Origin of the sequence: Streptomyces sp. NPDC088197 (assembly GCF_044741185.1) — a bacterium.
Taxonomy (GTDB): Bacteria; Actinomycetota; Actinomycetes; order Streptomycetales; family Streptomycetaceae; genus Actinacidiphila.
Genome location: NZ_JBIUSD010000011.1, coordinates 135,490 through 162,160, shown reverse-complemented (window position 1 = coordinate 162,160; position 26,671 = coordinate 135,490). Strand labels below are relative to the sequence as shown.

At 72.4% G+C, this 26,671-nt stretch carries 20 protein-coding genes; 18 read left to right on the top strand and 2 right to left on the bottom strand.

The features are described from left to right. Positions 1-173: 173 nt before the first annotated feature. From ACIOC1_RS25175 to ACIOC1_RS25105, 15 genes are all read left to right on the top strand, one after another. Complete coding sequence (locus tag ACIOC1_RS25175) at positions 174-827, top strand: RNA polymerase sigma factor (protein ID WP_355342550.1); 654 nt, start codon at positions 174-176, stop codon at positions 825-827. Then, complete coding sequence (locus ACIOC1_RS25170; RefSeq protein ID WP_401856424.1) at positions 824-1,918, top strand: CU044_5270 family protein; 1,095 nt, start codon at positions 824-826, stop codon at positions 1,916-1,918. Before ACIOC1_RS25175 ends, ACIOC1_RS25170 begins: the two co-directional genes overlap by 4 nt. Before the next feature lie 133 nt (positions 1,919-2,051). After that, complete coding sequence (locus tag ACIOC1_RS25165; RefSeq protein ID WP_401856423.1) at positions 2,052-3,071, top strand: aldo/keto reductase; 1,020 nt, start codon at positions 2,052-2,054, stop codon at positions 3,069-3,071. Between the two features lie 270 nt (positions 3,072-3,341). Then, a complete protein-coding gene (locus ACIOC1_RS25160; RefSeq protein ID WP_401856422.1) occupies positions 3,342-3,917 on the top strand; it encodes a hypothetical protein in 576 nt (191 codons plus the stop codon). A gap of 147 nt (positions 3,918-4,064) precedes the next feature. Further along, positions 4,065-5,036: a PQQ-binding-like beta-propeller repeat protein gene (locus tag ACIOC1_RS25155; RefSeq protein WP_401856421.1), complete on the top strand. Its 972-nt coding sequence runs from the start codon at positions 4,065-4,067 to the stop codon at positions 5,034-5,036. 661 nt (positions 5,037-5,697) lie between these two features. Beyond that, positions 5,698-6,771, top strand: coding sequence for a substrate-binding domain-containing protein (locus ACIOC1_RS25150; RefSeq protein ID WP_366823751.1), 1,074 nt, complete (start codon positions 5,698-5,700; stop codon positions 6,769-6,771). Beyond that, positions 6,768-7,751, top strand: coding sequence for an ROK family protein (locus ACIOC1_RS25145; protein ID WP_401856420.1), 984 nt, complete (start codon positions 6,768-6,770; stop codon positions 7,749-7,751). Before ACIOC1_RS25150 ends, ACIOC1_RS25145 begins: the two co-directional genes overlap by 4 nt. Next, entirely contained in the window at positions 7,748-8,572 is an 825-nt protein-coding gene (locus ACIOC1_RS25140; RefSeq protein WP_188280229.1) for an ATP-binding cassette domain-containing protein, read from the top strand. Before ACIOC1_RS25145 ends, ACIOC1_RS25140 begins: the two co-directional genes overlap by 4 nt. Then, positions 8,569-9,810 (top strand): sugar ABC transporter permease, encoded by a 1,242-nt coding sequence (locus tag ACIOC1_RS25135; RefSeq protein ID WP_391046090.1) that lies wholly within the window; start codon positions 8,569-8,571, stop codon positions 9,808-9,810. The genes ACIOC1_RS25140 and ACIOC1_RS25135 overlap by 4 nt, the downstream gene beginning before the upstream one ends. Then, entirely contained in the window at positions 9,807-10,832 is a 1,026-nt protein-coding gene (locus tag ACIOC1_RS25130) for an SIS domain-containing protein (protein WP_355342528.1), read from the top strand. Before ACIOC1_RS25135 ends, ACIOC1_RS25130 begins: the two co-directional genes overlap by 4 nt. A gap of 106 nt (positions 10,833-10,938) precedes the next feature. After that, positions 10,939-11,784, top strand: a complete 846-nt coding sequence (locus ACIOC1_RS25125; RefSeq protein ID WP_355342525.1) for a GntR family transcriptional regulator — start codon at positions 10,939-10,941, stop codon at positions 11,782-11,784. Further along, complete coding sequence (gene nagA / locus ACIOC1_RS25120; protein ID WP_401719063.1) at positions 11,781-12,878, top strand: N-acetylglucosamine-6-phosphate deacetylase; 1,098 nt, start codon at positions 11,781-11,783, stop codon at positions 12,876-12,878. The genes ACIOC1_RS25125 and nagA overlap by 4 nt, the downstream gene beginning before the upstream one ends. Next, on the top strand, positions 12,875-13,540 hold the full coding sequence (locus ACIOC1_RS25115) for an N-acetylmannosamine-6-phosphate 2-epimerase (protein ID WP_401856419.1): 666 nt from the start codon (positions 12,875-12,877) through the stop codon (positions 13,538-13,540). The genes nagA and ACIOC1_RS25115 overlap by 4 nt, the downstream gene beginning before the upstream one ends. 162 nt (positions 13,541-13,702) lie before the next feature. Continuing rightward, positions 13,703-14,572, top strand: a complete 870-nt coding sequence (locus ACIOC1_RS25110) for an NAD-dependent epimerase/dehydratase family protein (protein WP_401856418.1) — start codon at positions 13,703-13,705, stop codon at positions 14,570-14,572. Positions 14,573-14,803: 231 nt separating this feature from the next. Continuing rightward, positions 14,804-15,796 (top strand): ABC transporter ATP-binding protein, encoded by a 993-nt coding sequence (locus tag ACIOC1_RS25105; RefSeq protein WP_401856478.1) that lies wholly within the window; start codon positions 14,804-14,806, stop codon positions 15,794-15,796. A gap of 38 nt (positions 15,797-15,834) precedes the next feature. Here ACIOC1_RS25105 and ACIOC1_RS25100 read toward each other — a convergent pair whose 3' ends face one another. Both ACIOC1_RS25100 and ACIOC1_RS25095 read right to left on the bottom strand, forming a co-directional pair. Then, complete coding sequence (locus tag ACIOC1_RS25100; RefSeq protein WP_401856417.1) at positions 15,835-18,669, bottom strand: hypothetical protein; 2,835 nt, start codon at positions 18,667-18,669, stop codon at positions 15,835-15,837. Positions 18,670-18,878: 209 nt separating this feature from the next. Then, positions 18,879-22,145 carry an FtsX-like permease family protein gene (locus ACIOC1_RS25095; protein WP_401856416.1) on the bottom strand — a complete coding sequence of 1,089 codons (3,267 nt, stop codon included), beginning with the start codon at positions 22,143-22,145 and terminating at the stop codon, positions 18,879-18,881. Between the two features lie 665 nt (positions 22,146-22,810). Here ACIOC1_RS25095 and ACIOC1_RS25090 point away from each other — a divergent pair. From ACIOC1_RS25090 to ACIOC1_RS25080, 3 genes are read left to right on the top strand one after another with little or no spacing between them, the layout of a single operon-like run. After that, complete coding sequence (locus ACIOC1_RS25090; protein WP_401856415.1) at positions 22,811-24,541, top strand: DUF4331 domain-containing protein; 1,731 nt, start codon at positions 22,811-22,813, stop codon at positions 24,539-24,541. Then, entirely contained in the window at positions 24,538-25,305 is a 768-nt protein-coding gene (locus ACIOC1_RS25085) for a class F sortase (protein ID WP_401856414.1), read from the top strand. The genes ACIOC1_RS25090 and ACIOC1_RS25085 overlap by 4 nt, the downstream gene beginning before the upstream one ends. Further along, complete coding sequence (locus tag ACIOC1_RS25080) at positions 25,302-26,663, top strand: tetratricopeptide repeat protein (protein ID WP_401856413.1); 1,362 nt, start codon at positions 25,302-25,304, stop codon at positions 26,661-26,663. The genes ACIOC1_RS25085 and ACIOC1_RS25080 overlap by 4 nt, the downstream gene beginning before the upstream one ends. The last annotated feature ends 8 nt before the right edge of the window (positions 26,664-26,671 follow it).

Below are 26,671 nucleotides of genomic sequence, written 5' to 3'. Positions count from 1 at the left end.
CGAGGCCGGGCACCCCCCTTGCGGGCCCGGCAGACCCGTACTTCACCAGATAACGGAGCGCACCGTCAGCCCTTTGTGCAAACCGGACGCACCGTTACTCTCGGGCGCGGGAAGCGGGCGGGCGGGCGGCTGTGACGGCGGACACAGGAACTCGGCCGGTGCTGCGGAGAGTAATGAGTGTGACGCAAACAGAACCAGCGGAGCCGTTGCGTGGGCGGATCCGTGCCGGAGACCGTTCCGCGTTCGCCGAGCTGTACGAACAGAGCGCGCGGGCGGTCTACAACCATGCGCTGCGGCTGACCGGGAGTTGGCCGGAGGCCGAGGACGTGATGTCCGAGACCTTCCTGGCCGCCTGGCGCGGGCGGGAGACCGTGGAGCCGGAGGGCGGGTCCCTCACGCCATGGCTCCTGGGCATCGCCACGCACAAGGCGCACAACGCCAACCGCGGACGGTGGCGCAGGCTCGCCTTCCTCGCGCGCAGCCCGGAGCCCCGCGCGGTCGAGGACTTCGCGGAGGAGGCGATCGGCCGGATCGACGACGCGCGACGGCTGGCCGCCGTCCACGAGACGCTGCGCCGACTGCGCCGCCAGGACAGGGAGGTGATCGCCCTGTGCGTGGCGGCCGGGCTGGACTACCGGCAAGCCGCCGAAGCACTGGGCATCCCGGTCGGCACCGTGCGCTCGCGGCTCTCGCGCGCCCGCAAGCGACTGGCCGAGCTGAGCGCCGTACCGGCACGCGACACGGCGGGGGAACCGGACCGCGTTCCCGGAGAGAAAGACGGCGAGGCCGTGTTCGCGGCGCTCTTCTTGCAGGAGGAAACCCGATGAAGGCTGACAACGCGCCCGCCACCGTCCCGGCCGAGGCGGAAGAACTGCTGGCCGCCTCGGCCGCCTGGGACCACCTTTCGCCGAGCCGCCATCAGTACCTCAAGGACGTTCTGATGCGGCGGATCGACCAGGACCTCGCCCGCGGGACCCGTACGACGGCGACGACGACGACGCCGATGATGGCGCCGATGGTGGCGACGGCGGCGGCCCCACAGCGCCGCCGCCGGCAACCGCGTCCGATGATGGTGCTTCCCGTGGCGGCCGCACTGACCGCCGTGCTCGTCGTCACCGCGTCCGGCGGCGGACACGCCCCTGGGCACTTCCCCGCGGCCCCTCCGGCGCACTACAACAGCGCGTCCGCCACGCTCAGCCGCATCGCCGCCGTCGCCATGACGGGCAACGTCACGCCGGTGAAGGACGACCAGCTCGTGTATGTCGAGACGCTGACCCGGGGGAACAAGGGCGCGTTCGGCGGCCAGGTCCGGCTCGGCGCGCTGCACAAGCAGGAGTACTGGACCGTCCAGCGCCCCGGCCCCATGACGGAGGAGGGCTGGATCCGTGAATCGGGGAAGGACGCGGTGATGCCGGGGCTGGGGCCCATGGTGGCCACCTCGCCCGTGTACGCGGGACTTGACCACCCCACCTACAAGTGGCTGGCCACGCTGCCCACGGACCCCGAGGCGCTGCGCGCGCTGCTCTACGCCGAGACCGAGCCGTGGGGCACCTCCTCGCTGGACGAGACCGTCTTCTCGAACATCGGCGGGATGCTGAGCACGGCGATCATGCCCCCGGCCACCGCGTCCGCGCTGTACCAGGTCGTGGAGAAGATCCCCGGCGTCCGCGTGGTGCCCGACGCCGTCGACGCGGCGGGCCGGCACGGCTTCGGCATCACTCGCCACGACCCCGGAGCCGCCACCCGCGACACGTGGATCTTCGACAAGGCCACGCTCACGTATCTGGGCTCGCGGTCCTACATGATCGGTCACCAGGGCGACGGCACCGCCGTCGAGACGTTGTACGGCGTGAATGCCGTCATGCGGCGCGGCGTGGTCGACCGCCCTGGTGAGGTCCCCGCGAGCGTCGAGGGCTGACGACGGGCGGGTCGGCCGCCGCAGCCGGACGGTGGTCGGACGAGTCGCCGTACGAAGTATTGCCGTACGAAGTGCCGGACGTAGTGCCGGACGTATTGCCGGATGAGACCGGCACGACAGTGGAGAGCGCACCATGAAACGCAGAGTCCTCGGCGGTACGGGTATGTCGGTGAGCGAATTCGCCCTCGGGACGATGATGCTCGGCGCGATGGGCAACACCGACCACGGCGAGTCCGTGGCGATGATCCACACCGCGCTGGACGCAGGCATCAACTTCATCGACACCGCGGACGTCTATTCCGCGGGTGAGAGCGAGGAGATCGTCGGCAAGGCGCTGAAGGGGCGGCGCGACGAGGTCGTCCTCGCCACCAAATTCGGGCTGCCGATCGGATCGGACGACAACCGGCGGGGCGGATCCCGCAGGTGGATCACCCAGGCGGTGGAGGGGAGCCTGCGCCGTCTCGGCACCGACCGCATCGACCTCTACCAGATGCACCGCTGGGATCCGTTCACCGACCTCGACGAGACGCTTTCCGCGCTCTCGGACCTGATCCGGGCCGGGAAAGTACGGGCGATCGGCTCGTCGCTGTTCCACCCGGAGCAGACGGTCGAGGCGCAGTGGGCCGCCGAGCGCGGCCACCACCACCGCTTCCGGTCCGAGCAGCCGCCGTACAACGTCCTGCTGCGCGGCGTCGAGGCCACCACCCTGCCGACCGCCCAGCGATACGGCATGGGCGTCCTCACCTTCGGCCCGCTCGGATCCGGCTGGCTCTCCGGCCGCGCCGATCCCACCGCCGGTCACCGCAACGCGGGAGCTGCCACGCCCCTGTTCGACCAGGCGGAACCGGGGAACCGGGCCAAGGCGGAGGCCGTCGGAGAGCTCACCGAACTGGCCGCCGAAGCGGGGCTGAAACTCGCCCATCTGGCCACCGCGTTCGTGCTGACCCACCCGGCGGTCACCTCGGTCCTGCTCGGTCCGCGCACCCCCGCGCAGCTCACCGATCTGCTGGCCGGCGCCGATGTCGCACTCAGCGACGACGTACTGGACCGCATCGACGAGATCGTCCCGCCGGGGGTCAACCTCAACCAGAAGGACATCCTCTTCCTGCCCTCCACCCTCGGCGACAAGCACACCCGCCGCCGCCCCCGCTGACGCCGCCCCAGGACGAGTTGCCCCCGACGACGGGCTCGGTCCCCTACAGGTGCGCGGGGACCAGCTTGGGGCTGTTTCCTCCAGGGACGACCGATGACCCCGGGGGCCCAGCGGCACACCGGGATAGGGTCCGTACGGGCAGTGACCTGTACGGGCCAAGACCTTTCGGAGGGGGCCGCACCGGCACCGGGCTTGACATCGTGACGACGCGTTCGAGCGATCCTCGGGGGTAGACGACTGTCGTCGTGGCGACGGCAGTTGGGGGCGCGGATGAGCAGCGAGTACCGCCAAGACGGGGATGTGGACTGGGACGGTGAACGCCGTTGGTACGACCGCCTGTGGGTGCGTGTCGGGGCGGCAGTGGCCTTCCTCGCGGTGATGTACGCCGCGCTGTGGTTCTGGCTGGGCTTCAACTTCGGCGGTTTCGCGGGAGGCTTGGGCGCCGCCACGGCGGGCTTGTGGCGGCAACGGACCTTCCGGCGACACCTCGCCGAGGAGGCCGGAATCCGGCCCCGGCAGATCCCGGTGATCGCCCGCCGCCTGCGCAAGGGACGCGTTCCCGCGGACCCGGCCGTACGGCACGCCATGACCGTCCTTCTGCGACGCCAACGCAAGGCGGCGCGCAGCGGCCTTCGGTGGCTGCCCTGGCTCGCCGGGTTCTATCTCGTCCTCGGCGCCATCTTCCTGATCGTGGGTACCACCGGCTTCGGTGTCTTCTGCCTGACGATCGGCGTCCTCCTCGCCGCCGCCCGGGCCGCCCACAGCCGCACAACCAGACGCCTCGACCGAGCCAAAGCCCGACTCATCCCTCCGCCGCCCCCTCCCGCCACCATGGCTCGCGGCTGACGGTGACACTCTCCGTCGTGCATGGTCGCCTTCAACGAGGTGCGTCGATCCGTCAGGGGTCGAGTGGGGAATTCTGGGATGCGGCCTCCGCTCGTCGGAGCTCTGGAGATTTGTCGGCGCCGCGTAATGCGGAGATTGGGAAGCGTTGTGCTCGAATTGCTAGATGTGGTCCTGGAAACAGTGTTTGCAGAAGAAGCTCCGGACGGCGTCGTGCCGGTTTTGGCTCAAGGTGAGAGTGATACACCCATATTGCTCTCAAACGGTACCGGCTACGATTTTTGGCGTTGGGACCCTCGCACCGGTGAAATGCTCTGGAGGTTTGCGGGTGAGGATCTGATATCGACGCTTGCGGTGGCCACCCCGACGAATGGTGATGCCGTCGTCGCGGTGGCCACGGATATCGGGGTGGTGCGGGTTGATGCTGCAAGTGGCAGGCCCGTGCCCGTTGGCGCGATGGCTGAGTTTGATGACACCGCTTGGGACGTCACCAGTGGGCCGCTGCCCGGTGGGCGAGCGTTCATCGCTGTTGCCGCGCAGTGTGAGCCGTTCATCCACTATTGGGACGCGACTACCGGCGAAGCGTTGAGCCCTCAACTGACGGGGCCGGATTATCCGCTGAAGACCATCACGTCACTGTCGCTCAAGGACGGCACGGTCCTCATCGCAGCGGAGGACGAGGCTGGAGTTGTGTATCGGTGGGTCGCCTCGACCGGCGAGCCATTCGGATCACATATTCATGGCTTTGGCGAATACAACATGAGGATGACCGCGCTGACGCATCCCGACGGCCGGGCTGTCCTGGCGTCACTCGACATGAATGGAAACTTGTCTCGGTATAACGGGGTGACTGGTGAGCCGCTGGGTCCTGCTTTGTCGATGGGCCCGGACGTCGGTGCCATCGCCGCGGGCTGTTTGAATGAGTCCGCGCTTCTGTTCGTGTCTTCCGGTGCGGGCCCTGTGCACATTCTCGATGCCTTCACGGGTGAAGCCGCCTATGCACCGATCCCGGGTAACAACCCAGCGGTTCTCGAGTGTTCTGACGGCGCTATCCTGTTAGCTACGGTTCACGCATCCGACGACTATGCAACGGTGAGCCGATTGACTCACCCTTCCGGCTAGCTCGGCCACTGCGGTCGGGCCGCCGAAGTCGGCGGAACCGTCATGGGTCGGTGCTGGTCTTGGAGCCGCCCGGGAATGGATCTTCGCCCACCTGAGGCACCTGAGGTGAGCCGAGGAGGCTGCGCCGATCCGGTCGGGCGTCCGCTCGACGGGCATCTTGCGGGTCCTCGTCCACGCCGCCGCCCGTGCGCTGTCGGCCGCTGGGCCCACGTGCGTCCCCAAGGTTCCACAGGCCGTCCAGTTCGCTTGCCTCCGGTGAGGCGCGTCCGGGCCGGCCTCTTCGTGTCTGCGGGGCTTTGTGGTTCGGAGGGGGGGCGGGTGCGGCGGGGTGGGATTGGATACGACCGGTGGTTCGTACCAGAGGGAGGGCGGGGGGTCGGGGGGAATCGCGGGGGAGTTGGGGTCGACGGGGGCGGCGGCGCGGGGTGTGCGGGTGGGGCGGGGGGAAATTTGCTGGTCACCTCGGGGTAATACCAGTGGTTTGCTTAGGTTATCGAGCTGTAATACCAGAGGGTTGACCACTGGTTGATACCAGATCTAGCTTGAGGCAACTCACCCCGCTACACATGGCTCAGAGGTGGACGAAACTCTCATGAACGTTACTTCTCATTCACACCGCCGACGCATGGCCGTTGCGGGGGTGGCTGTAGTTGGAGCCCTCATGCTGGCCTCGTGCTCGTCGGACACATCCGACGCGACCTCCGGCTCGACCGGCGGCTCCGGCGGCGGCAAGGCCAAGGACAAGCCGATCGTGGCGCTGCTGCTCCCGGAGAACGCGACCGCCCGGTACGAGGCGCGGGACAAGCCGACCTTCGAGAAGCAGCTCGCGGAGAGCTGCCCCAAGTGTCAGCTCCGCTACTACAACGCGGCCGGGGACGCGAGCAAGCAGCTCAGCCAGGCCGAGTCCGCGCTGACCGAAGGGGCCAGCGTGCTGGTGATCGACCCCGTCGACTCCAAGGCCGCCGGGGCCGTGGTCGCCAGCGCCCGCAGGCAGGGCGCGAAGGTCATGAGCTACGACCGCGTCATCTACAACGCGGCCGTGGACTACGGGGTGAAGTTCGACAACGTCCAGCAGGGCGCCGTCGGCATGCAGTCCCTGCTCGACAAGCTGAAGAAGGACGGCAAGACCTCCGGCAACGTCGTCATGATGAACGGCGACCCCGTCGACTCGGGCGCCAAGCCGGAGAAGGACGGCGCGCACAGCGTCATCGACAAGTCCGGCTTCACCGTCGCCGCCGAGTACGACACCAAGGGCTGGTCGGCGGCCAACGCGCAGAACCAGATGCAGCAGGCCATCACCAAGCTCGGCGCGTCCAAGATCGCCGGTGTCTACGCGGGCAACGACGGCATGGCCACCGGTGTCGTCGCCGCGCTGAAGAGCGCGGGCATCAAGCCGATGCCGCCGGTCACGGGCCTCGACACGCAGCTCGACGCCATCCAGAACATGGTCGCGGGCGACCTGTACGAGAGCACGTACCTGCCGGTCGAGACCGAGGCGCGGATCGGCGCCAAGGCCGCCGCCGCCCTCGCCACCGGGCAGAAGCCCTCCGGCGAACTGCTCAACGGCACCATCGACGACGGTGCGGGCAAGGTGCCCGCCTACCTGCTCGAATCCATCGCCGTGACGATGGAGAACATGAAGGAAATCCTGCTCGACAGCGGCTATCTGACCGTCGATCAGATCTGCACGGCCAACTACAAGAAGGCGTGCGTCGAGGCGGGACTCATCAAGTGACCTCCTTCTCCACCGGCGATGCCGCCCAGGTCGTCGCAGTCGACCTGGGCGGCACCACCGCCCGCGCGGCGCTCGTCGACCGCGGCGGAACCGTGACCGCCAGGCTCAAGGAGCCCGTCCGGCACGACGCGGCGCACGAGCAGGTCGCCGATCTCATGACGCGGATCGCGGCCGGTACGGACGCCGTCTCGGCGGTCGTCGGACTGCCGGGACGGGTGGACCACGTCGAGGGCCGTCTGCACGTGGCGCGCAATCTGCCGTCCACCGACCTCGGCCGCCTGTCGGCCGCGTACCTCTCCGAGGCCACCGGACTCGCCGTCGAGCTGGCCGGTGACGCCGAGTTGGCCGCGATCGGCGAGGCGTACTTCGGCGCCGGGTCCACCGCGGGGACGACGGCCTATCTGACCCTCTCGACGGGGATCGGCGCGGCGGTGGTGAGCGACGGCCGCGTGCTGTCCGGACGCGTGTCGGGGTTCCAGATCGGATTCCTGCACCTGCTCGGCGCCGGGCGCCCCATGATCGAGGACCTCGGCTCGGGACAGCGCGTACGCGAGGCCGGGCGTGAACTGGGCAGGGACGTCGACTACCGCGCCCTGACCGACCTCGCCTCAAGCGACGGCGCCCCCGGCGCCGACCCCGTACCGACCGCGCCCCACCCCCGCGCCCTGGCCGCCGCCGCCCTCACCGACATCGCCGACGCGGCGGCCGCCGCCGCGATCCTCCTGTGCCACGTCGTCTCACCCGACGTACTGGTCGTCGGCGGCGGCCTCGCCCGCGCGGCCGGCGCGCAGCTCCTCGACGAGCTCGAACGCCGCATCGGCGACACCGCGCGCTCGCACGTCTCCTGGGACGTCGACGTACGCGCCGCCGTGTGCGGCGACGACGCCGGTCTCGTCGGCGCCGGCGCGTGGCACCTCGCCCAACCGATCGCGGTCGCCACCGCGGCGGACCGACTCGGCATGAAAGGAGACCGCCGATGACAACGACCGTTGACAGGGCGGCCGACCGGGCGGGAGAACGCCCGCCGCCCGTGCTGGAACTCGAACACATCAGCAAGAGCTTCGGCGCCGTTCAGGCGCTCAGCGACGTCAGCATGACCGTCGCCGCGGGAGAGGTCGTCGCGCTCGTCGGCGACAACGGCGCGGGCAAGTCCACCCTGATCAAGACGATCGCCGGTACGCACCCCCGCGACGGCGGCACCATGGCGGTGAACGGCGAGCCGGTCTCCCCGCGCAAGCCCACGGACTCCACCCGCCTCGGCATCGCGACGGTGTACCAGGACCTCGCGCTGTGCGACAACCTCGACATCGTCGCCAACCTCTTCCTCGGCCGCGAGAAGCACCACGGCGGCTTCCTGAGCGCGCTCGACATGGAAGAGGTCGCCGTCGGGCTGCTCAAGCGGCTCTCGGTCAAGATCAAGGACCTGCGCGCGCCCGTCTCGTCGCTGTCCGGCGGGCAGCGCCAGTCGGTGGCCATCGCGCGGTCCCTGCTCGGCGATCCGCGGCTGGTCATCCTGGACGAGCCCACCGCGGCGCTCGGCGTCGAGCAGACCGCCGAAGTGCTCGAACTCATCGAGCGGCTGCGGAGCGAGGGGCACGCCGTCCTCATGGTGAGCCACAACCTGGCCGACGTCTTCGACGTGGCGGACCGCATCGTCTGCCTGCGGCTCGGGCGCAGCGTCACCGAGTTCCCCGTCGAGGGGACCACAGAAGAACAGGTCGTCGCCGCCATCACCGGCGTCGCCGACAGCAGTGCCCAAAAGCGCCGGACGCTGCGCCGCGACCGGGCTCAGGAAGGATGACCGTGACCACCAACACCGCAACCGCCCCCGCCGGGCAGAGCGTGCTGCCGCCAGGACCGCCGGCGCAGGAGAACTGGGTGCGCGAGCGCGTCCAGCGCCTGCGTACCGGCGACTTCGGGGCGCTGCCCGTCATCCTCGGCCTCGTCGTCATCTCGCTGGTCTTCCAGATCGCCAACCAGCGGTTCCTCTCGCCGCAGAACCTCTCCAACCTGAGCCTGCAAATCGCCTCGACCGGCGTCATCGCGCTCGGCATCGTGTTCGTCCTGATCATCGGCGAGATCGACCTGTCCGCCGGATCGGTGAGCGGGATCACCTCCGCCTCCATGGTGGTGCTGAGCATCAACCAGGGCTGGCCGCCGGTCCTCGCGATCGTCCTTGCCGTCGTGTTCGGCGCCGCGATCGGCCTGTTCCACGGCTTCATCTTCACCAAGCTCGGCGTTCCGTCGTTCGTGCTGACCCTGGGCGGCCTGCTCGCCTGGCAGGGCGGCCAACTCCTCGTCCTGGGCAACCAGGGCACGATCAACATCCCCTACGACGGCACCATCGCCTCGCTCGCCAACACCACGCTCCCCGCGTGGATCGGATACGTGATCGCCGCTGTCTACGCGGGCGCGGCCTTCGGCGGGACGGTCCTCACCGCGAGACGGCGACGCGAACGCGGCCTGACCGTACGGCCGCTCACCGGGGGCCTGGTGCGCGCCGGAGTGATCACGGTCCTGATCGTCGCGGCGACGACCGTCTTCGCGCGGTGGCACGGCATACCCCTGTCGCTGATCATCTTCGTCGGACTCGTGGTCCTGGTCGACCTGCTGCTGCGCGGCACGACCTTCGGCCGCAAGCTGTTCGCCGTCGGCGGCAACGCCGAGGCGGCCCGCCGGGCGGGCATCCAGGTCGGCACCGTCAAGGTCATCGCCTTCACGATCGCCTCGTCGCTCGCCGCCTTCGGCGGTGTGCTCGCGGCCTCACGCCTGTTCGCGGTCAACCAGGCCAGCGGCGGCAGCGACATCCTGCTCAACGCGATCGCCGCCGCGGTCATCGGCGGCACCAGCCTGTTCGGCGGACGCGGCACCGCGTACTCCGCACTGCTCGGCATGCTCGTCATCGGAGCGGTGTCCAACGGCATGGATCTGCTGAACCAGACCTCCGCCGTCAAGTACGTGATCACCGGCGCCGTACTCGTGGCCGCCGTGGTGATCGATTCCCTGGCACGACGAGGAAGGGCGGCCAGCGGCCGATGAGTGTCAACGCGTTTCTGCGCCAGGGGTTCATCCCCTTCGACGAGGGCGTGCTGAGCCAGACCAGCCGGCTCACCGAGGTCGCACCGGTGCTGCGCGAGCGGGCGCTCGCCGCGGCGGGTGCGGTCGGCCGCCCCGACCAGGCCACGTTCATCGGCATCGGCGCGAGCCTCGCGGCGCTCGCCGCACCGGTCGCCCACCTGTCGGCGCGCGGCATCCCCAGCGTCCGGCTCAACGCGGCGCAGGCGGGGCCGTTCGACGAGACCACCACGCTCGTCGCGCTGTCCCAGTCGGGCCGCAGCCGCGAGACGGTCGACGTGATGCGCGCGGCCACCGGCCGCAAGCTCGCGGTCGTCAACGTCACCGACTCGCCGATGGCCGCCGCCGCCGACTCGGTGCTGACCCTCGGCGACCTGCCCGACAGCCTCGCCTCGACGATCGGGTTCACCGCCTCGGCGATGGCCGTCTCCATGCTCGCCGAGACCTGGACCGACGGCGAACCGTCGCCGACGTGGCTCAGCCTGGGGGAGCGGCTCGCCGGGTTCCTCGACGCGACCTCCGCGCAGGCCGAGGAGATCGCGGACCGGCTGTCGGCCGCGTCGATCATCGACCTGGTGGCGCCCGCGGACCAGTACGGGGTCGCCGAGAGCGGCGCGCTGCTGCTGCGCGAGGTGACGCGGGTCCCCGCGGCGTCGTTCGAGACGCGGCAGTACCTGCACGGGCTGATGGAGTCCACCCACCCCTCGACGCTGCACATCGTTCTCGACGGTCCCGACGACGGGCAGATCCTGCGCGCCCTCGGCTCGCTCGGCCGTCAGATCGTCGAACTGCGGACGGGCGCCCCCGTCGTCCACGGCGAGCGGACCCTGGTCGTGCCGGTCGAGGCGCACAACCCCCTGGAGATACCGGTGTTCGTGGCGGCGCTGCTGCAACAGGTGGCGCTGCGCTCGGCGCGGGCGCGGGGGATCGATCCGGACGAGTTCCTCTTCCTCGACACCGGAACCAAACTCGACGACGGCGAATAGCCCGGCCGGGCGGCCGTACGAGGGCGGTACGGCCGCCTTCGCACCGTGCGACACGGGCTGCTGATTACGTTCATTCCCACCAACTCCACGAGACACAATCGGGGTCATGTCTACTTCGCCAGCACTGCACCGCAAGGTGGCGCAGCACCTCAGGGAACGCATCGAATCGGGTGTGATCGAGCCCGGTTCGAGACTGCCTTCCGAGCGGGTTCTCGCTGAGCAGTTCGACGTCAGCCGGGTCACCGTCCGTCAGGCACTGAAGGATCTGGAGGCGGCCGGCCTGGTCACCGTCGTCATGGGCGCCCGGTGGGTGCGCGGGCAGACGCCCGCGCCGGCCCCGGCCCGGCCCGCGGACCAGGACGAGGCGGAGTCGATCGAGGAGGGCGCCACCGGGCTGGTGAGCTTCTCCGACCTCGCGGAGGCGAACGGCCTGACCTCCAGCTCGAAAGTGCTGAAGTGCCTGACCCGCGCCAGCTCGCTCGACGAGGCGGACCTGCTGGGCGTCGCCCCGGGCGCACCCATCGTCGACCTGGTCCGGCTGCGGTATCTCGACGGCATCCCGACCCTGATCGACTTCTCGCTCATCCCTGAGCAGTTGGCGCCGGGCCTCGGCGACCACGATTTCACCACCGCTTCCCTGTACTCCACGCTCTCCGACGAGTACGGCCTGCACGCGGTCAGAGCCGACTGCGTCATCGAGGCGCGCGGGGCCACCGCCGACATCGCCGAGAACCTGGGCCTTGCTCCGGGCGACCCCGTCCTGGGGATCGTCCAGACCACGTTCGACGAGAACCGCCGGGTCGTGCAGTGGTGCCGCAGCGTCTACCGCGGTGACCGTTACCGCTTCCGCGCCGCCCTCCAGGGCCAGGCCGGCCGCGCGCACCGCCATCAATCCGCCGCAGAGCCGACCGGCCGCGGCCCAGCCCCCCATATAGCGAGGTTGTATCCATGAGAATTTCCGCACGCGGCGCCGTCGTCGCAGGCGCCTGGGTGAAGGGCGACGTCGAGGTCGACGGCGGACGGCTGGTACGCACCGGCCTGCCCTCGACCGGCACGGGGTACGTCCTGCCCGGCCTGGTCGACCTCCAGGTCAACGGTTACGGCGGGGTCGACTTCAACGCGGCCACGGCCGAGGAGTTCGAGCGGGCGCTCGCCGCCCTCACCCGCGACGGCGTCTTCCACGTACAGCCCACCGTCATCACCGACTCCGAGGAGAACGTGGTCCGGCAGCTCGGCGTGCTGGACAAGCTCCAGGCGTCCTCGCCTCCCGGCGCGAAGGTCGTCGGCGTCCACGCCGAGGGCCCGTTCCTGTCGCCGCACCACCGGGGCGTGCACCGGCCCGAGTACCTCCGCGACCCCGACATCGGCATCGTGCGACGCTTCCTCGACGCCGGGCCGCTGCGTACGATCACCGTCGCTCCCGAACTGCCGGGCGCGCCGGAGCTGATCGCCTGGGCCGCGGGCCAGGGGGTCATCGTGCAGGCCGGGCACTCGGGCGCCGACGCGGCGACCGCGTACGCCGGTTTCGACGCGGGAGCCCGCGCGGTCACGCACCTGTTCAACGGGATGATCGCGTTCAGCCACCGCGCGCCCGGCATCGCGGGCGCCACGCTCAACCGGGAGGAGGTCGCCATCCAGCTCATCGCCGACGACATCCATCTGGCGCGGGAGACCTCGCTGTTCGCGCTCAAGGCCGCCGAGCACCGCATCATGCTCGTCACCGACGCCGCGTCGCCCGCGGGGGCCGGTGACGGTGTCTTCACCGTGGGCGGTTTCACCGTCGAGGTCACCGACGGGGTGCCGCGCCTGCCCGACGGCACCCTCGCCGGCAGTACGGTGACGCTGCTCCAGCAGGTACGCAAGCTGGTCGAGCACGACTGGCCCGTCGACCGGGCGGTGAACCTGGCCAGCCGAGCGCCCGCCCGCTTCTACGGGCTCACCGGCGCGGGGGAACTCACCCTCGGCGGCCCGGCCGACCTGATCGTCACCGACGAGAACGTCGCCGTCGAGCGCGTCCTGGTCGCCGGAGAGGAGTTCGCGGCGTGAACATCCTTCCTCGCGGCCTGATCGTCTCGCTCACCCCGTCGCCCCAGTCGCCCTGGCAGAACATCGACGACGTCGTCCGGCTCGCCGCCGCCGCGCAGGCCGGTGGCGCCGTCGCCGTGAAAATGGACGGCCCGGACGCCGTACGCGCGGTGAAGCGCGCCGTCCCCGGCTTCCCCGTGCTCGCCGTGAGCATCGACGGCTCGCACGGCGGGGTCGTCCGCATCACGCCGACGCTCGACCACGCCGCCGGCCTGGTGGACGCCGGGGCCGACGTCGTGGAACTGGAAGCGGACGCGGCGGCGCGCCGACACGACGGCCAGGACCTGGCCGAACTCGTCGCGTCCTTCGTCGCGCTGGGCAAGCCGGTCAAGGCGGGTGTGCCGGGGATCGACGACGCACGCACCGCCGTTGAGGCGGGCGCCGCGATCGTCAGTTCGTCCACGATGGGCTACCCCGCCAAGGCGGACTCCGGGCCCCTGCCCGACCTGGGACTTGTGGCCACCCTCGTCGCCGGTGCCGGGGTGCCGGTCGTCGCCGAGCGCGGCTACTCCACGCCGGACGACGTGCGCGCGGCCCTGGCCGCGGGCGCGCACGCCGTCGTGGTCGGCTCGGCCATCGTCGACCCCGTCTGGCTGACCGCCCGCTTCGCGGGCGTGGCCTAGGGCCTGGCTGGCCCCACGCTCCTCGCCTTCGCGGTCCTAACGCCCAAGCCGACAGGCGCGGTTACCGCCGGGTGACGGCGTCTCCTGTCGAGGCGGGCGCGGCATCGCACGGCGGGGAGGGTGCTTCGGACCGAATCCGCGCGGGGCTGGCAGAATCGGGGTGTGAGCGCCGAGCGGAGGATGCGGGCCCCTGGCGGGGCGGTTGTCGTCACGGGAAGCTCGGGCCGGGTCGGATCGGCCCTGGCCGCGGCCTTCGACGCGGCGGGCCGGGAGGTCCGCGGCGTGGACAGGGTGGCCGGCCGCTGGACGAGCGTCGTCGCCGACCTGCGGGACCCGCGCGAGCGGCGGGCGGCGCTGCGGTCGGCCGACGTCCTGGTCCACACCGCCGCGCTGCACGCCCCGCACGTCCGGCGCGTGGCCGATGAGGAGTTCCGCGCCGTGAACGTCGGCATGACCGCGGAACTCCTCGACGACGCCGCGCGCCTCGGTGTCCGGCGCGTTCTCTACATCAGCAGTACCAGCGTCTACGGCCACGCCCTGGTGCCCGCCGACCGCGCCGTCTGGGTGGACGAGCACCTCACGCCGCTTCCCCGGGACATCTACGACGAGACCAAGCTGGCCGCGGAACGCCTGGTCGCCGCCTGCGGCGTCTCCGCGGTCACGCTGCGCATCGCGCGGTGCTTTCCGGAGCCGCTGCCCGTACGCGCCCGCCATCTGCTCCACCGGGCGGTCGACGTGGCCGATGTCGCGGCGGCGGGGGTCCTGGCCGTGACGCGCCCTGAGGTGACCGGCACGTTCAACGTCTCCGGGCCGCACGTGTTCCAGCGTGAGGACTGCGTCGCTCTCCACCGCGACGCGGGCGCGGTCCTCGCCGGTCGGGCTCCTGACGTGGTCGAGGCGTTCCGCGACCGGGGGTGGCCGGTGCCGGATCGTCTGGACCGCGTGTACGACTCCACCGCGGCAACGAACACCTTCGGCTACCGCCCTGTTCGCGGCGTCCGGGAACTCTTGCGGGACGCCCGCGCGGTCTGACAGCACGCTGTCCGATCGACGGCATGCGGATCGTGGCGGATGTGACGCGGGCCGAAGCGGACGCGACGACCTCGGCGACGCTGACCCCTGATCGAGGTCCGGTCCCGCGGACGGCGGCTCCCGGGCGGGTTCGCGCATTACCCTGGCGGCTGTCCGACAGTGGGATTCGCAGACTTCACCTTATCGGGGGACCGCGTGGCAGTTCACCAACAGCCCACCGGGGCAACGGACTTGGACGAGCTGCGGCGGCGGGCCGTCGCGGCGCCACGGCGGGAGGAGGGGCTGGTCGTCTGCGAGAACCTGGTGCGGATCTACCAGACCGAGGGCGTCGAGGTGCAGGCGCTCCAGGGCCTCGATCTCGCCGTGGCCCAGGGCGAGATGATCGCGGTGGTCGGGGCGTCCGGCTCCGGGAAATCCACCCTGCTGGGCATACTCTCCGGCCAGGACGTGCCCACCGCGGGCGCCGCCACGGTCGCCGGACACGACCTGCTGACGATGAAGCGCCGCGAGCGGCTCACCTACCGGCGGGGCACCGTGGGCTTCGTCTGGCAGCAGACCTCGCGCAATCTGCTGCCCTACCTCTCGGCGGCCGAGAACGTGATGCTTCCGATGACGTACACCGGGATCAAGCGCTCCCAACGCCGGGCGCGGGCCGAGGAATTGCTCGACCTGCTGTCCATCGGACACTGCCGGGACCGTACGCCCGACACGCTCTCCGGCGGCGAGCAGCAGCGGGTCGCCGTCGCCGTGGCCAACGCCAACGAGCCGCAGGTGCTGTTCGCCGACGAACCCACCGGCGAACTCGACACCGCCACCAGCGACGAGGTGTTCGCGGCACTGCGCCGGGCCAACGAGGACCTGGGCGTCACCGTGATCGTGGTGACCCACGACGCGCTGGTGTCCGAGCAGGTCCAGCGCACGGTGCGGATCCGCAACGGCCGCACCTCGACCGAGGTGCTGCGCCGGGTCACCACCGGCGAGGACGGCGTCGAGGTGCTCACCGCCGAGGAGTTCGCGGTACTGGACGCCAGCGGGCGGCTGCAACTGCCCGGCCAGTTCACCGAGCGCCTGCACATGCGCAAACGGGTGCGGCTGGCCCTGGAGACCGACCACATCGGCGTATGGCCGGACGAGGCCGCGCGGCGGGCGAAGTCCGCGGCGGAGAGCGCCGCGGGCGCAGGAGACACGGAGGGCGACACGGAGTCCACCGAGAGCGCCCCGTAAGCCCTGCGCTCTACGGCCGCACCCTGAGCCGCGGCCGTTCACGTGAGCCGCAGCACGGCCCCCAGTCGCCGCCGACGCGCGAGGACGGTCTCGGCCGCGGCGGCGACCAGGATCAGCGCGGTCACGGCGACGACGAGGGCGAGCGTCAGCGAGTAGTCGGTGCGCAGGGCCGGTTGGGCCGGGCCGCCGGTGAACTGCCGCAGGTCCAACGCCGGTGCCATGAGCCGCGGTTCGAGCAGCCCGAGCAGCGTGCCGCCCACCGCGGAGGCGACCGCCAGCGGCAGCAGTTGCAGGAAGTGCAGCGCCCCGGCCTCCTTGCCGCCGAGCCCGAGCGTGCGCAGGAACGAGGCGGTGCGACCGCGCTCGTGCGCGGTGAGGGTCAGTTCCAGGGCGAGCGTGAGCAGGCCGGCCAGCGCGGCCAGGATCGACGTGACGGCGTAGGCCGTGTCGAGGCCCCGCGTCAGCCCGTCCGCGCGCAGGGCGCTCAGCGTTTCGGAGCGGACGCGGATCCGGGCCAGCGGCCCGAGCGTCTGGGCCGCCGCCGACCGCAGCGCGGCGGGCGTGGCGGGGGCGGTCCCGTCGGGAGCGCCGCCCTTGAGCAGCATGACGGTGCTCCCCGAGGACTGCTCGGGCATCAGGTGCTCGGCGCCCGCCGTGGTGATCAGCAGCGGCGTCCCGGCGGGAATCCGCGCCGTGACCGGCCCGAGGAGAGGGTCGTGCAGGTCCGCGCCGGTGAGGGTGCCGACCGGCGTGAGAACCAGGTCCACCGGGCGCCGCCCGAGGATCGAGACGCTGGAGGTGAAGCCGCCGTTGCGCTCGCGTGCCCGCAGGTCGGGCGAGAGGAAGGACGGCAGCGGGACGCGCGCGTCGATCCGGGTTCCCGCCGGGGTGGCCAGCCCGGACAGCAGGGCGGTGGCCAGCGGCGACTTCGGTGCGACGGCCGCCAGTTGCCGGGGGTCCACCGTGATCACGGCGACCTGCGTGATCAGCGCGCCGTCGACCTGTCCCACCAGGTCGAGGGTGTGCAGATGCTGGACGACGGTCCGTATGCCCTCGCCTGCGCCGGTCCCCGGCGCGGCGGTCCCGGTCGTGGCCCCGTTCGCGGTCCCGGCCACGATCGCGCTCGCGTCCGCGCCGGTGGTCCAGTCCGCGCCCGCGGCCAGGCCGTCGCCGATCGTGCGCTGTACGAGGCCGCCGAACACGGCCGTCCCCAAGGTCAGGACCAGGACGAACAGCGCCAGCCCGGTCGCCGGGGCGTCGTGGGCGGCCCGTGCCGCCCCGATGAAGCCGACCGCTCCCCGGGCGCGCCGGGTCCGCCGCAGCACCACGCGCAGCGCGAGCGGGGAGATCCGCAGCAGGAGCAGCACGACGGCCAGCGCCACCAGCACCGGCACCGCGCCCAGAATCCCGTCGGGCCCCTGCGAACGCAGCGCGACCACGCCCGCCGCCGTCGCGAGCAGCACCGTCAGCTCCAGGACCACGCGGCGGCCGGTGACAGCGCGGCGGCGCGAGCGCCGCGGTCGGCCGGGCCTGCGCGGCTCGCGGACCGCGAGCCACGTCATCAGCGGCACCGTCACCATCACGACCGCGGCGGCGAGCGCGGCGGGCACCGGCTGCGGCGATCCTGACGTGCCGCCGGGAGCCAGGGCCCGACCGGCCGCCCAGCCGAGCGCAGCGCCGATCAGCACCACCGGCCAGGCCACGGCGCAGCGCAGCAGCACCAGCCGCGCGGTGGACGCGCCCCGCGCGCGCTGCAACCGCAGGTGCGCCCGCCGTCGGCGCAGCAACAGCCGTACGGCGACGGCCACGGTGGCCAGCGCGACCGCGGCCAGCGCGTCGACGGCGTACATCGCCAGCGCCCTGGCCTGATGGTCCTGAGCGGTGAACTCGGCGAGCAGCGGCGTCAGGAAGTCGGTCACCAGCAGGGACCCGGTGGCCTGACCGCGTACGTGGCAGCTGATGTCGCCGGAGATCCAGTCGGTTCCCTGGCACAGGGCGGCACTCAGGTCCGCGCCGTAGTGGGACAGCGGCCCGGCCAGCGCGCGGGCCTGGTCGAGCGCCGCTCCCGACAGGTCGGCCCGCAACTGCCAGGTCACCCGGGGACCGACGACCCCGGCCCCTGCGAGCAGGTCGGCGGCGTCGAGGCCGACGAGGCCGCTGACGGCGAGCACCGTGCCGGCGGAGCGCTCCGCCGGGTAGCGCGTCGGCTGGTCCAACGACGCCCGCCCGGCCCAGAAGCCGTCGGCCGCGGCCGTGGTGCGGTAGACCCCGCTGACCAGCAGGTCGACCTGGGGCGGCGCGTTCCCCACCGCGGGCGTCCTGGCGAATTCCAGCGTCAGTCGGCTCCCGGTCGTGACGCCCAGGGCCCGCGCCGTGGCCTGCGACAACCCGATCTGGGGCGCGGTGCCCAGCGGTGTGCGGTCGGCCGGGGCGCGGCCGCTGACGTAGCGCAGATGGGCCCGCGCGGACGGCAGGTAGCTGAGCGCCAGCTTGGTAGCGGTGTTCGCGGGGCCGGGAGGCGGCGGTGCGACCAGGGACGCCGGGTTGTAGTCGTAACCGCCGCCGACGGCGGTCAGGCGGCGCGCGCCGGTGCCGCTGAGCTGCTCGGTGAAGGTGCTTCCCGCGCCCAGCAGGCTGGCCATGTCCACCGCGGGCGGGTCGGTGTCGAAGACCTCCGGAGTGGCGCTGACGCTGATCAGCGGTGCCTCGGCCTGCGCCGCCGCGACGCGCTGCCGCAGCGCCCGGTCCTCCTGGCGGCCCACGACGGCCGGGGCCCAGGCGCACAGCGCCGTCAACACGATCACCATGACCGTCAGGCAGACCAGCAGCGGGAGGTCGCCGCGGGTCTCCTGACGTATCAGGCGCAGTGTCACCGAGGCGCCCGTACCGCCCGGCCGCCTCACCGCCGTGTCCGCTCCCGCCGATCCCGTCTCTGTCGTGCCCGTTGCCCCACGTCCCTTTCCGGTCATGCCCGTTCGTTCGGCTCGCGTCTCCGCCCCGTCCGTTGCCCCACGTCCGTTGTCCCCCGCGCCCGTTCCCTCGGCTGGTGTCCGCCGTCCCGCGCGGTCGCGTCCGGCCCGGCTCATCGGTCCTCACCCGCTCGCAGCACGCGTACGAGGTCCACCCGGGCCAGCAGCCGGGCGAGCGCCAGCACGATCGCGCTGATGGCCACAGCGGTCGCCACCGCCGTCAGCGTCACGGTGCCCCACGGAGTGACGTTCGGCAACGGGGGATACGGGGCGTGGCCGCTGTCGTCCACGGTGACCAGCGGCAGCACCGCCGAGGCCAGGGCCATGCCCATCAGCGCGCCCGGCACCACCGCGAACAGCGCCAGACTCAGCTGCTCGGCGCCCAACAGCGCGTACAGGCCGGTGGACCGGACGCCGATCGCCCGCAGCAGCGCGAATTCCTTGCGGCGCTGCCGGGTGGAGACCACCGCGTGCACGGTGAAGGCGATGACCGCGAAAGCGGGGGCCAGGTAGCGGACGAGTTCGAGCACCCGGCGCAGCCCGGCGCGGAACGGGTCGTCGCGCAGCGCCGCCGCGGTCCGTTCCGCTGTCGTGACCCGGCCCAGCGCGGGCCGCGCCTCGGCGGCAGCGGCCGTACGCGCGCTGTCGGTGCTGCTGATCCACCAGAACGCGGGATCTTCCTGGTCGACTCCGGCCACGGTCATCGCGGCGGCGAGTTGGCGCTGATCGGCGATCAGATGCCCCTGCCCGCGGCCCAGTCCCGGCAGCGAGTCGACCAGGCCCACGATCGTCGCGGTGATCCGGCCGCCGCCCAGATCCAGTGTGGTGGTGCTGCCCACGCTCAGGCGCGTGTCGCGCATGGCGGCGGCGTCGGCGCGTACCGGGAGCGGCGCAGGACGGTCGGCCGGGCCCGCCACGAGGCGCACCTGGCTGCCGGGCCGGGTCTCGTAGTCGCTGTCGGCCAGGCCGCCGAAGGCGTCTCCGGTCGCGGTCGAGGCCCTGACGCCGGTGCTGACGGTGGTCCTGAGCACCTCGGAGCGGCCGGGGGCGATCGCGCACACCCCGGGAGTGCCCGGACTGTAGTCGCCCGCCGGTTTGCCTTCGCAGGCCCCGGCGGTGGCGTCGGAGGCGTGGGTCGTACCGTCGGCCCAGACCTGGCCGCCGGGAAGGCCGGTGACCCACGTGTCCGCGCTGCCCCGCGCGCCGACCCGGATCAGCTCCAGGTCGAGCCGCGCGGGCCGCGCGTTCGGCTGCGGCAGGACGTTCACAGCGGTCACCGTCAGCGGATACGCCCGCGGGTGGCCGTCGCTCAGCGCCACGTCGAGGGGGACCACGACGGTGTGCCGGGCGCCGTCGGCGGCGGGCAGGCGGGTCGCCAGCGTACTGACGAGGCCGGACGCGTCCTGCACGGTCAACTCCAGATTCGGCGCCGCGCGGCTGCCGTCGCTGCGCAGCCGCTCGTCCAGCAGCAGCGCGGTCGGACGGCCGGGGAGCGGCACCCCGAAGACGACCGGTGACGGGGTGGGGGGAGCGGGCCCGCCGACCGTGCCGACCAGGCCCTCGGTGGCGTCGCCCGGCAGGTTCACCGTCGACTGCGTCACCGGGGTCACGGCGGTCACCGCGGGCAGCGCGCGATAGGCGGCGCCCAGTACGGACGAGGGGTAGCCGCCGTCCGCCGACGGCTGGACGCGTACGTCCGCGCCGACGGTGAACGCGGCCTGCTCGGACGCCAGTCCGCCCAGACAGGCCAGCGCGGTGGTCGCGAAGGCGCTCACGGACACGGCCAGGCACATCAGGACGACCGGTCCCGCGTTGCGCGCGGCCCGGCGGCTCAACTGCCAGCCCGCCAGCGCGAGGGCCAGGCCCCGGCTGCGACGGCCGAACGCGTCCAGGAGCAGGGAGGTCAGCGGCAGCAGGCGCAGCAGCAGGAGGGCGGCGGCCCCGGCCACCAGGGCGGGCACCAGGACCAGCACCGGGTCCGCGCCCGCGCCGCCCGTGCCGACGTCGGCGATCAGCGAATGGTGCCGCCGCAGCTCCAGATAGCCCAGGGCCGCGACGGCCAGCAGCGCCAGGTCGGCGCCCAGCCGCTGGGCGGCGGCGCGTACACCGCGGGCCGGCCGGGACCGCGTCGAGCGCAGGACGGGCAGCAGCACCGCCGCCGCGTGCACCAGCAGGGTCAGGCCAACCGCCGCCCACGCGGCGGTTCCCCGGCTGCCCGGGCGCAGCAGCCCGGCCAGAAACGGCGCGACGGCCGCGGCCGGAACGCCGGTGACCGCCCACTCGGCCGCCGCCGCGCGCAGCAGTCGCGGGGTGCCCGCGCCCCTGGCCTGCTGGAGTGCCAGTTCGTCGCGCCGGTGCTCGGTGAGCTGGCGGGCGGCCAGTACCAGGGTGGCCAGGGCGAGGACCGCCAGCAGCACGCTCGGCAGGTACAGCGAGGACCGGGCCGCCACCATCGGCACCGCCAGGCCGTCGATCGCGCCCGGCAGCCCCGAGGCCACCGTCAGGTCGTCCAGAGCGGGCTGCCGTCCGCCGAACACCGACACGCGGCTCGCGCTGCCGGAGAAGGCGCGCATCCGGTCGTGCAGTCCGGGGAGGCTGTCGGCGTCGATCCGGGCGAAGTCCGGCTGCATACTCCAGTGGGCCGTCAGATGGCTGTTCAGGACGACGCTCCCGTTGAGAGCCGACGCCGAGACCACGAGCAGGTCCTGGCTGGCGGTCTCGTCCGCCGTCACGTCGCCGGCCATCGCGGGCCAGAATCCGACGGGGCCGGTCGGCCGGAAGACGCCGGTGATCCGCAGCGTCATGGAGTGCCTGAAGCCGTCGCGCACCTGGAGCCGGGAACCGGCGGTGACTCCCAGCCGCCTGGCCAGCGCGTCCGGCAGCGCCGCGTCGACCGGGGCGGTGGACCCGGCGGCGATCCGTACGTCGGGCAGCGAGGTGAAGGCGTCCGCCGTCGCGTCCGCTGTGCCGGCCGGCCACCGTCCGGCGACCAACTGCCCGAATCTGCCCGCGTCCTGGACGGCGACCGGGTGCAATCCGGTTCCCCCGGGGCCGCGCGGCGGGCCCGTGACCCCGTCGATCCCCGTCACCGAGACCGGTGAAGAACCCAGCAGCCCCACATAGGTGTGCTGCGGCACCCCGGCGAACGTCCGGTCGGCGGCGGCCCGTACATCCCGGTCGGCGACGGCCATGCCTTCGGCGCGGAAGGGCGCGTTGACGGTCACCTGCGCGTCGAGGTCGGCGGCCAACCGCCGTACGGCGCCCGCCTGTACCGAACTCCCGGCCAGCGCCGCCAGTGCGGCCAGCGCCGTCGCGCACAGCAGGACGGTCACGGCGACGGCGGCCAGCACCAGCCCGTGCTGCGTGGCCTGCCGTACCACCGTGGGGAGCCGCCGTCGGGCCGGTCCCGGGACTCCCGGGCGTCGTCGCGACGACGACGTGAAGGCCGTGGCGACCACATGAACCCCCGCGTTATCGAACATGTGACGGTGACGGCGCGTCACAGTCCTACCAGGGCATCCCCCAACGGGGCAAGCAGAGGCCCGGCGCGGGCCTGTGGGGAGGCCCGGCGCGGGGCCTACGGGGAGGCCGAATCCCGGCCCCGGCGGCGCGGGCGGGGCCGCGCGCGTACCCGATGGGCCGACCCCGCACCTGTCACGGGCGCGCACTCACTCGGGCGGCTCACCGCTGCCACCGGGGTGGCGCACAGGGCCGGGCGCGGAGGGAGGCAGCCCCGGCTCCTGAGCCCGCTGTCGCCCCGTCACCACCGCCGCCCCTGGCCCGAGTACCGGCGGATCCAGGTTTGTTGACCGTGGTGGCCCACAGCGAGAACCCTTCTGCCGCATTTCGGACCTGGCGCGTTGCAGGCCCCCTCGGCGCGTGGTGCTTTATGCGTAGCTTAAGCCTCATATCGGACTTGCTCGGTGCCGTCGCCGTCACCGTACGGCGCGGTCATCGAGGTTCCGTTCAGGGCTGAGTCGTCCCCGCTCTGCGCCGTCCCGCCCCCAGCCGGGGGGCGGCGGCCCCGCCTGGAAACGGATGGTCCATGCAGTCTTCCCACCCGCCCCGCCGCACGGCGGCCCGCGCCGCCGAACGCTCACTCGCCACCGCCGGCCTGCTGGCCCTGGTGTCCTCCGTCGTCCTGACCGGTCTGACGCCCGGTGTCAGCTCCGCCTCCAGCCACCGCGAGGCGCCGCTGATCGCCGGGGACCCCAAGGCGGACAACACCGACGTCTACGCCTTCACCAGCCCGGACAACCCCGACACCGTGACCCTGGTGGCGAACTGGATCCCGTTCGAGGAGCCCAACGGCGGCCCGAACTTCTACCCGTTCGCCAACGACGCCCACTACAACATCAAGATCGACGCGGACGGCGACGGCAAGGCCGACACCACGTACACCTGGTCCTTCACCGACCACTACCGGGACGAAGCCAACCAGTTCCTGTACAACACCGGGGTCGTGAAGTCGCTGGACGACACCACCTTGAACTTCCGTCAGACGTACACGCTGACGGTGACCGACGCGGAGGGCAACACCAAGACGCTCCTCAAGGACGCGCCCGCGGCCCCCTCCAACGTCGGCAAGGCGTCGATGCCGGACTACGCCTCACTGCGCAAGGAGGCCACCGTCGCCCTCCCCGACGGCGGCCAGACCTACGCCGGGCAGGCGTCCGACCCGTTCTTCCTCGACCTGCGGGTCTTCGACCTGCTGTACGGCGGCAACCTCAAGGAGACCGGCCACAACACGCTCGCCGGTTACAACGTCAACACCATCGCCCTCCAGGTGCCCAAGTCCGCGCTGGCGCTCAAGGGGGACGCCACCCGCAACCCCGTCATCGGCGTCTGGTCCACCACCGACCGGCAGGGCGCGGCGGTCGCCGCGCCGTCCGGCAAGGGCGACGAGGGCATGGCGTCCCACGGCGCGGAGGGTGCCGGGGGCGCCGGGAGTGCCGGGGAAACCGCGGGCGCCGGGGACTCGCAGGACGAGGGCAAGGGCGGTCCGCCGATGCCCGACAAGGGCGGCGAGTCGGGCTGGCACCAGGTCTCGCGCCTCGGCAACCCGCTGGTCAACGAGGTCGTCGTCCCGCTGAAGTACAAGGACGCCTTCAACACCCTCAACCCGGACCAGGACCACACCGTGCAGCCGGTCGTCGACAAGGTCCTGGACCCGATCGTGCCCAAGCTCATCCAGAGCATCTACGGCGTCCCGGCGCCTGCCACCCCGCGCAAGGACCTCGCCGAGATCTTCCTGTCCGGAATCTGCAAGGCGTGCGGACCGGTCCAGGCCGACCTCAACTCGCAGTTGCTCAACGCCGACGTGGACAAGGCGAAGTTCACACCGTCCGAGGAACTGCGGCTGAACATGGCCGTCGCGCCCTCCGCCAACCCCAACCGGCTCGGCGTCCTCGGCCAGGACCTGGCCGGCTTCCCCAACGGCCGGCGGCTCAACGACGATGTCGTCGACATCGAGCTCCAGGCGCTGGAAGGCGCGGCGGAGACCGGAAAGATCGTGCCCGCGCTGGCCGCGGGTGACGCCGTCGACACCCCCTACCGCCAGCCCGGTTCGACCTTCCCGTACGTGGCGCTGCCCAACACCGCCGCGGTCAACCAGGCCGACTCGCTGCACCCCGACGGCGGCGTGGGCGCCGGCTTCGGCGGCACCGCGTTCCACGGCGGCTTCCCCGCCGTTTCGGTGACGGCCCTGGGCGGCGGTGCCCTGCTGGCCACCGCCGGACTCCTGGCGCTGCGCCGCAGGCGCGCCGACCGGGTGTGACCGCCCCCGCCACCTCGGGCCGCCCGGCCTCCGCACCGGAGGCCGGGCGGCTGCGGCGCGCCCTCAGATTCCGCCCCGCCCGGCCCTGGCGCCTGATCACCGCGCTGGGCGTCCTCGCCGGTCTGGGCATGATGACGGCGGGCGGCTGCGCGCTGCTCACCGCCCGGCCGCCGAAGACCACGCAGGTCGACGTCGGCACGCTGCCGGTCCCCGCGACCGCCGGGGGCCACGCCGCCGCCGTCGCCCCCGCGGCGCCCGCCGCACGGCCGGTCCGGATCCGTATCCCCGGCATCGGCCTCGACCACCCCCTGATCGGCCTCCAGGTCCAGCAGGACGGCCACCTCGGCGTGCCCGAGGACCCCGGCCAAGTCGGCTGGTGGAGCGACGGCCCGCGCCCCGGCGACCCGGGCGCCGCCATCGTCGTCGGCCACGTCGACTCCCTCACCGGCCCGGCCGCCTTCTACGGACTGTCCACGCTGCGCCCCGGCGACCGGATCACCGTCGACCGCGCCGACCACAGCCACCTGGACTTCACCGTGCGGGCGCTGCGGCAGTACGAGAAGGACGCGTTCCCCGACGACCAGGTCTACGCGACCGCCGGTCCGCCCACGCTGCGGCTGATCACCTGCGGCGGCGCGTACGCGGGACCCGAGGGCGGCGGCTATCTCGACAACGTCGTCGTCTACGCCACGCCCGCCGACCCGAAGCCGCCGCGCCCGTCCCCCCACGCCACCCCCAAGACCCCCCATCGGAGCGGGAATTGACTACGTCCGTCCGCCGGAGCCCCCGGCGTCATCTGCTGTCCGCCGCCGTCACCACCGTCCTCGGCGTGGGCCTCTTCCTCGCCGGCGGCCTCGGCCTCGCCCCCTGGCCGGTGACGGGCGCCGACCGCGCCGCGGGTCCCACGGGCGAGGCCGGGGCTCCGGCGGCCGGCGCGGACCCGCTCGCCCAGGACATCAACGGCATCCAGGCCCACCTGCGGCAGAGCCCGCGCGACGCCGTCGCGCTCGGCACCCTCGGCCTCGACTACGTCCAGCAGGCCAAGAACACTGCCGACCCGACGTACTACCCCAAGGCGGAAGCCGTCCTGAAGCGCTCGCTGTCGGTGGACGCCACGGACAACTTCACCGCGATGGGCGGCATGGCCGCCCTGGAAGCCGGGCGGCACGATTTCCGCCAGGCGCTCACCTGGTCACGCAAGGCGGTGGCCGTCAATCCGTACAACTCGTCCCTGTACGGCACCCTCGCCGACGCCCTCACCCAGCTCGGCCGTTACGACGAGGCCGCCGACGCCGTACAGCGCATGGTCGACCTCAGGCCCGGCGCGCCCTCGCTGGCGCGCGCGTCGTACGTCGCCGAACTGCGCGGCGACATCGACACGGCCAGAACCGACATGCGCCGCGCCCTCCAGGACTCCGCGGGCCCGGCCGACCAGGCGTTCGCCCACTACTACCTCGGCGAACTCGCCTTCAACAACGGCGATCCGGCCACCGAGCTGACCGAGGCCGCCGCCGGTCTGCGCGTCGCGCCGACCTACACCTCGCTGTTCCAGGCCAAGGCCAGGGCCGAGGCCGCGCTCGGCAGGACCGACGCCGCCCTCGCCGACCTCAACCGGGCCGTCCAGCGGGTCCCGCAGCCCGAGTACGTGCTCCAACTCGGCGAGCTGTACCAGTCCCTCGGCCGCACCGCGCAGGCCGACGAGCAGTACCAGCTCTTCCGCGCCGAGCAGAAGCTCTTCACCGCCAACGGCGTCGCCCTCGACTCCGACGCGGCCCTCTTCGAAGCCGACCACGGCGACGCCGCGCAGGCCCTCGCCATCGCCCGCCGGGGCATCGAGTCCCGCCCCTTCATGGACACCCACGACGCCCTGGCCTGGGCCCTGCACGCCAACGGCCGCGACCGCAAAGCCCTCGCCGAGAGCGACCTGGCCCTCGCCCAGGGCACCCGCAACGCCCTGTTCCGCTACCACCGCGGCATGATCGAACGGTCCCTCGGCGACACCGCGGCGGCCCGCACCGACCTCGCGACAGCCCTGTCCGTCAACCCCCACTTCAGCCCCCTGGCCGCCCCCAAGGCCCGCGCGGCCCTGACCGCCCTGACCGGCCCATCCCGGCGCACCTGACGGTCGCG

Excerpts from the sequence above, each read along its gene's own strand:
- ACIOC1_RS25175 (WP_355342550.1), top strand. The coding sequence starts at position 174 with ATGAGTGTGACGCAAACAGAACCAGCGGAGCCGTTGCGTGGGCGGATC.
- ACIOC1_RS25170 (WP_401856424.1), top strand. The coding sequence starts at position 824 with ATGAAGGCTGACAACGCGCCCGCCACCGTCCCGGCCGAGGCGGAAGAA.
- ACIOC1_RS25165 (WP_401856423.1), top strand. The coding sequence starts at position 2,052 with ATGAAACGCAGAGTCCTCGGCGGTACGGGTATGTCGGTGAGCGAATTC.
- ACIOC1_RS25160 (WP_401856422.1), top strand. The coding sequence starts at position 3,342 with ATGAGCAGCGAGTACCGCCAAGACGGGGATGTGGACTGGGACGGTGAA.
- ACIOC1_RS25150 (WP_366823751.1), top strand. The coding sequence starts at position 5,698 with ATGCTGGCCTCGTGCTCGTCGGACACATCCGACGCGACCTCCGGCTCG.
- ACIOC1_RS25140 (WP_188280229.1), top strand. The coding sequence starts at position 7,748 with ATGACAACGACCGTTGACAGGGCGGCCGACCGGGCGGGAGAACGCCCG.
- ACIOC1_RS25135 (WP_391046090.1), top strand. The coding sequence starts at position 8,569 with ATGACCGTGACCACCAACACCGCAACCGCCCCCGCCGGGCAGAGCGTG.
- ACIOC1_RS25130 (WP_355342528.1), top strand. The coding sequence starts at position 9,807 with ATGAGTGTCAACGCGTTTCTGCGCCAGGGGTTCATCCCCTTCGACGAG.
- ACIOC1_RS25125 (WP_355342525.1), top strand. The coding sequence starts at position 10,939 with ATGTCTACTTCGCCAGCACTGCACCGCAAGGTGGCGCAGCACCTCAGG.
- nagA (WP_401719063.1), top strand. The coding sequence starts at position 11,781 with ATGAGAATTTCCGCACGCGGCGCCGTCGTCGCAGGCGCCTGGGTGAAG.
- ACIOC1_RS25090 (WP_401856415.1), top strand. The coding sequence starts at position 22,811 with ATGCAGTCTTCCCACCCGCCCCGCCGCACGGCGGCCCGCGCCGCCGAA.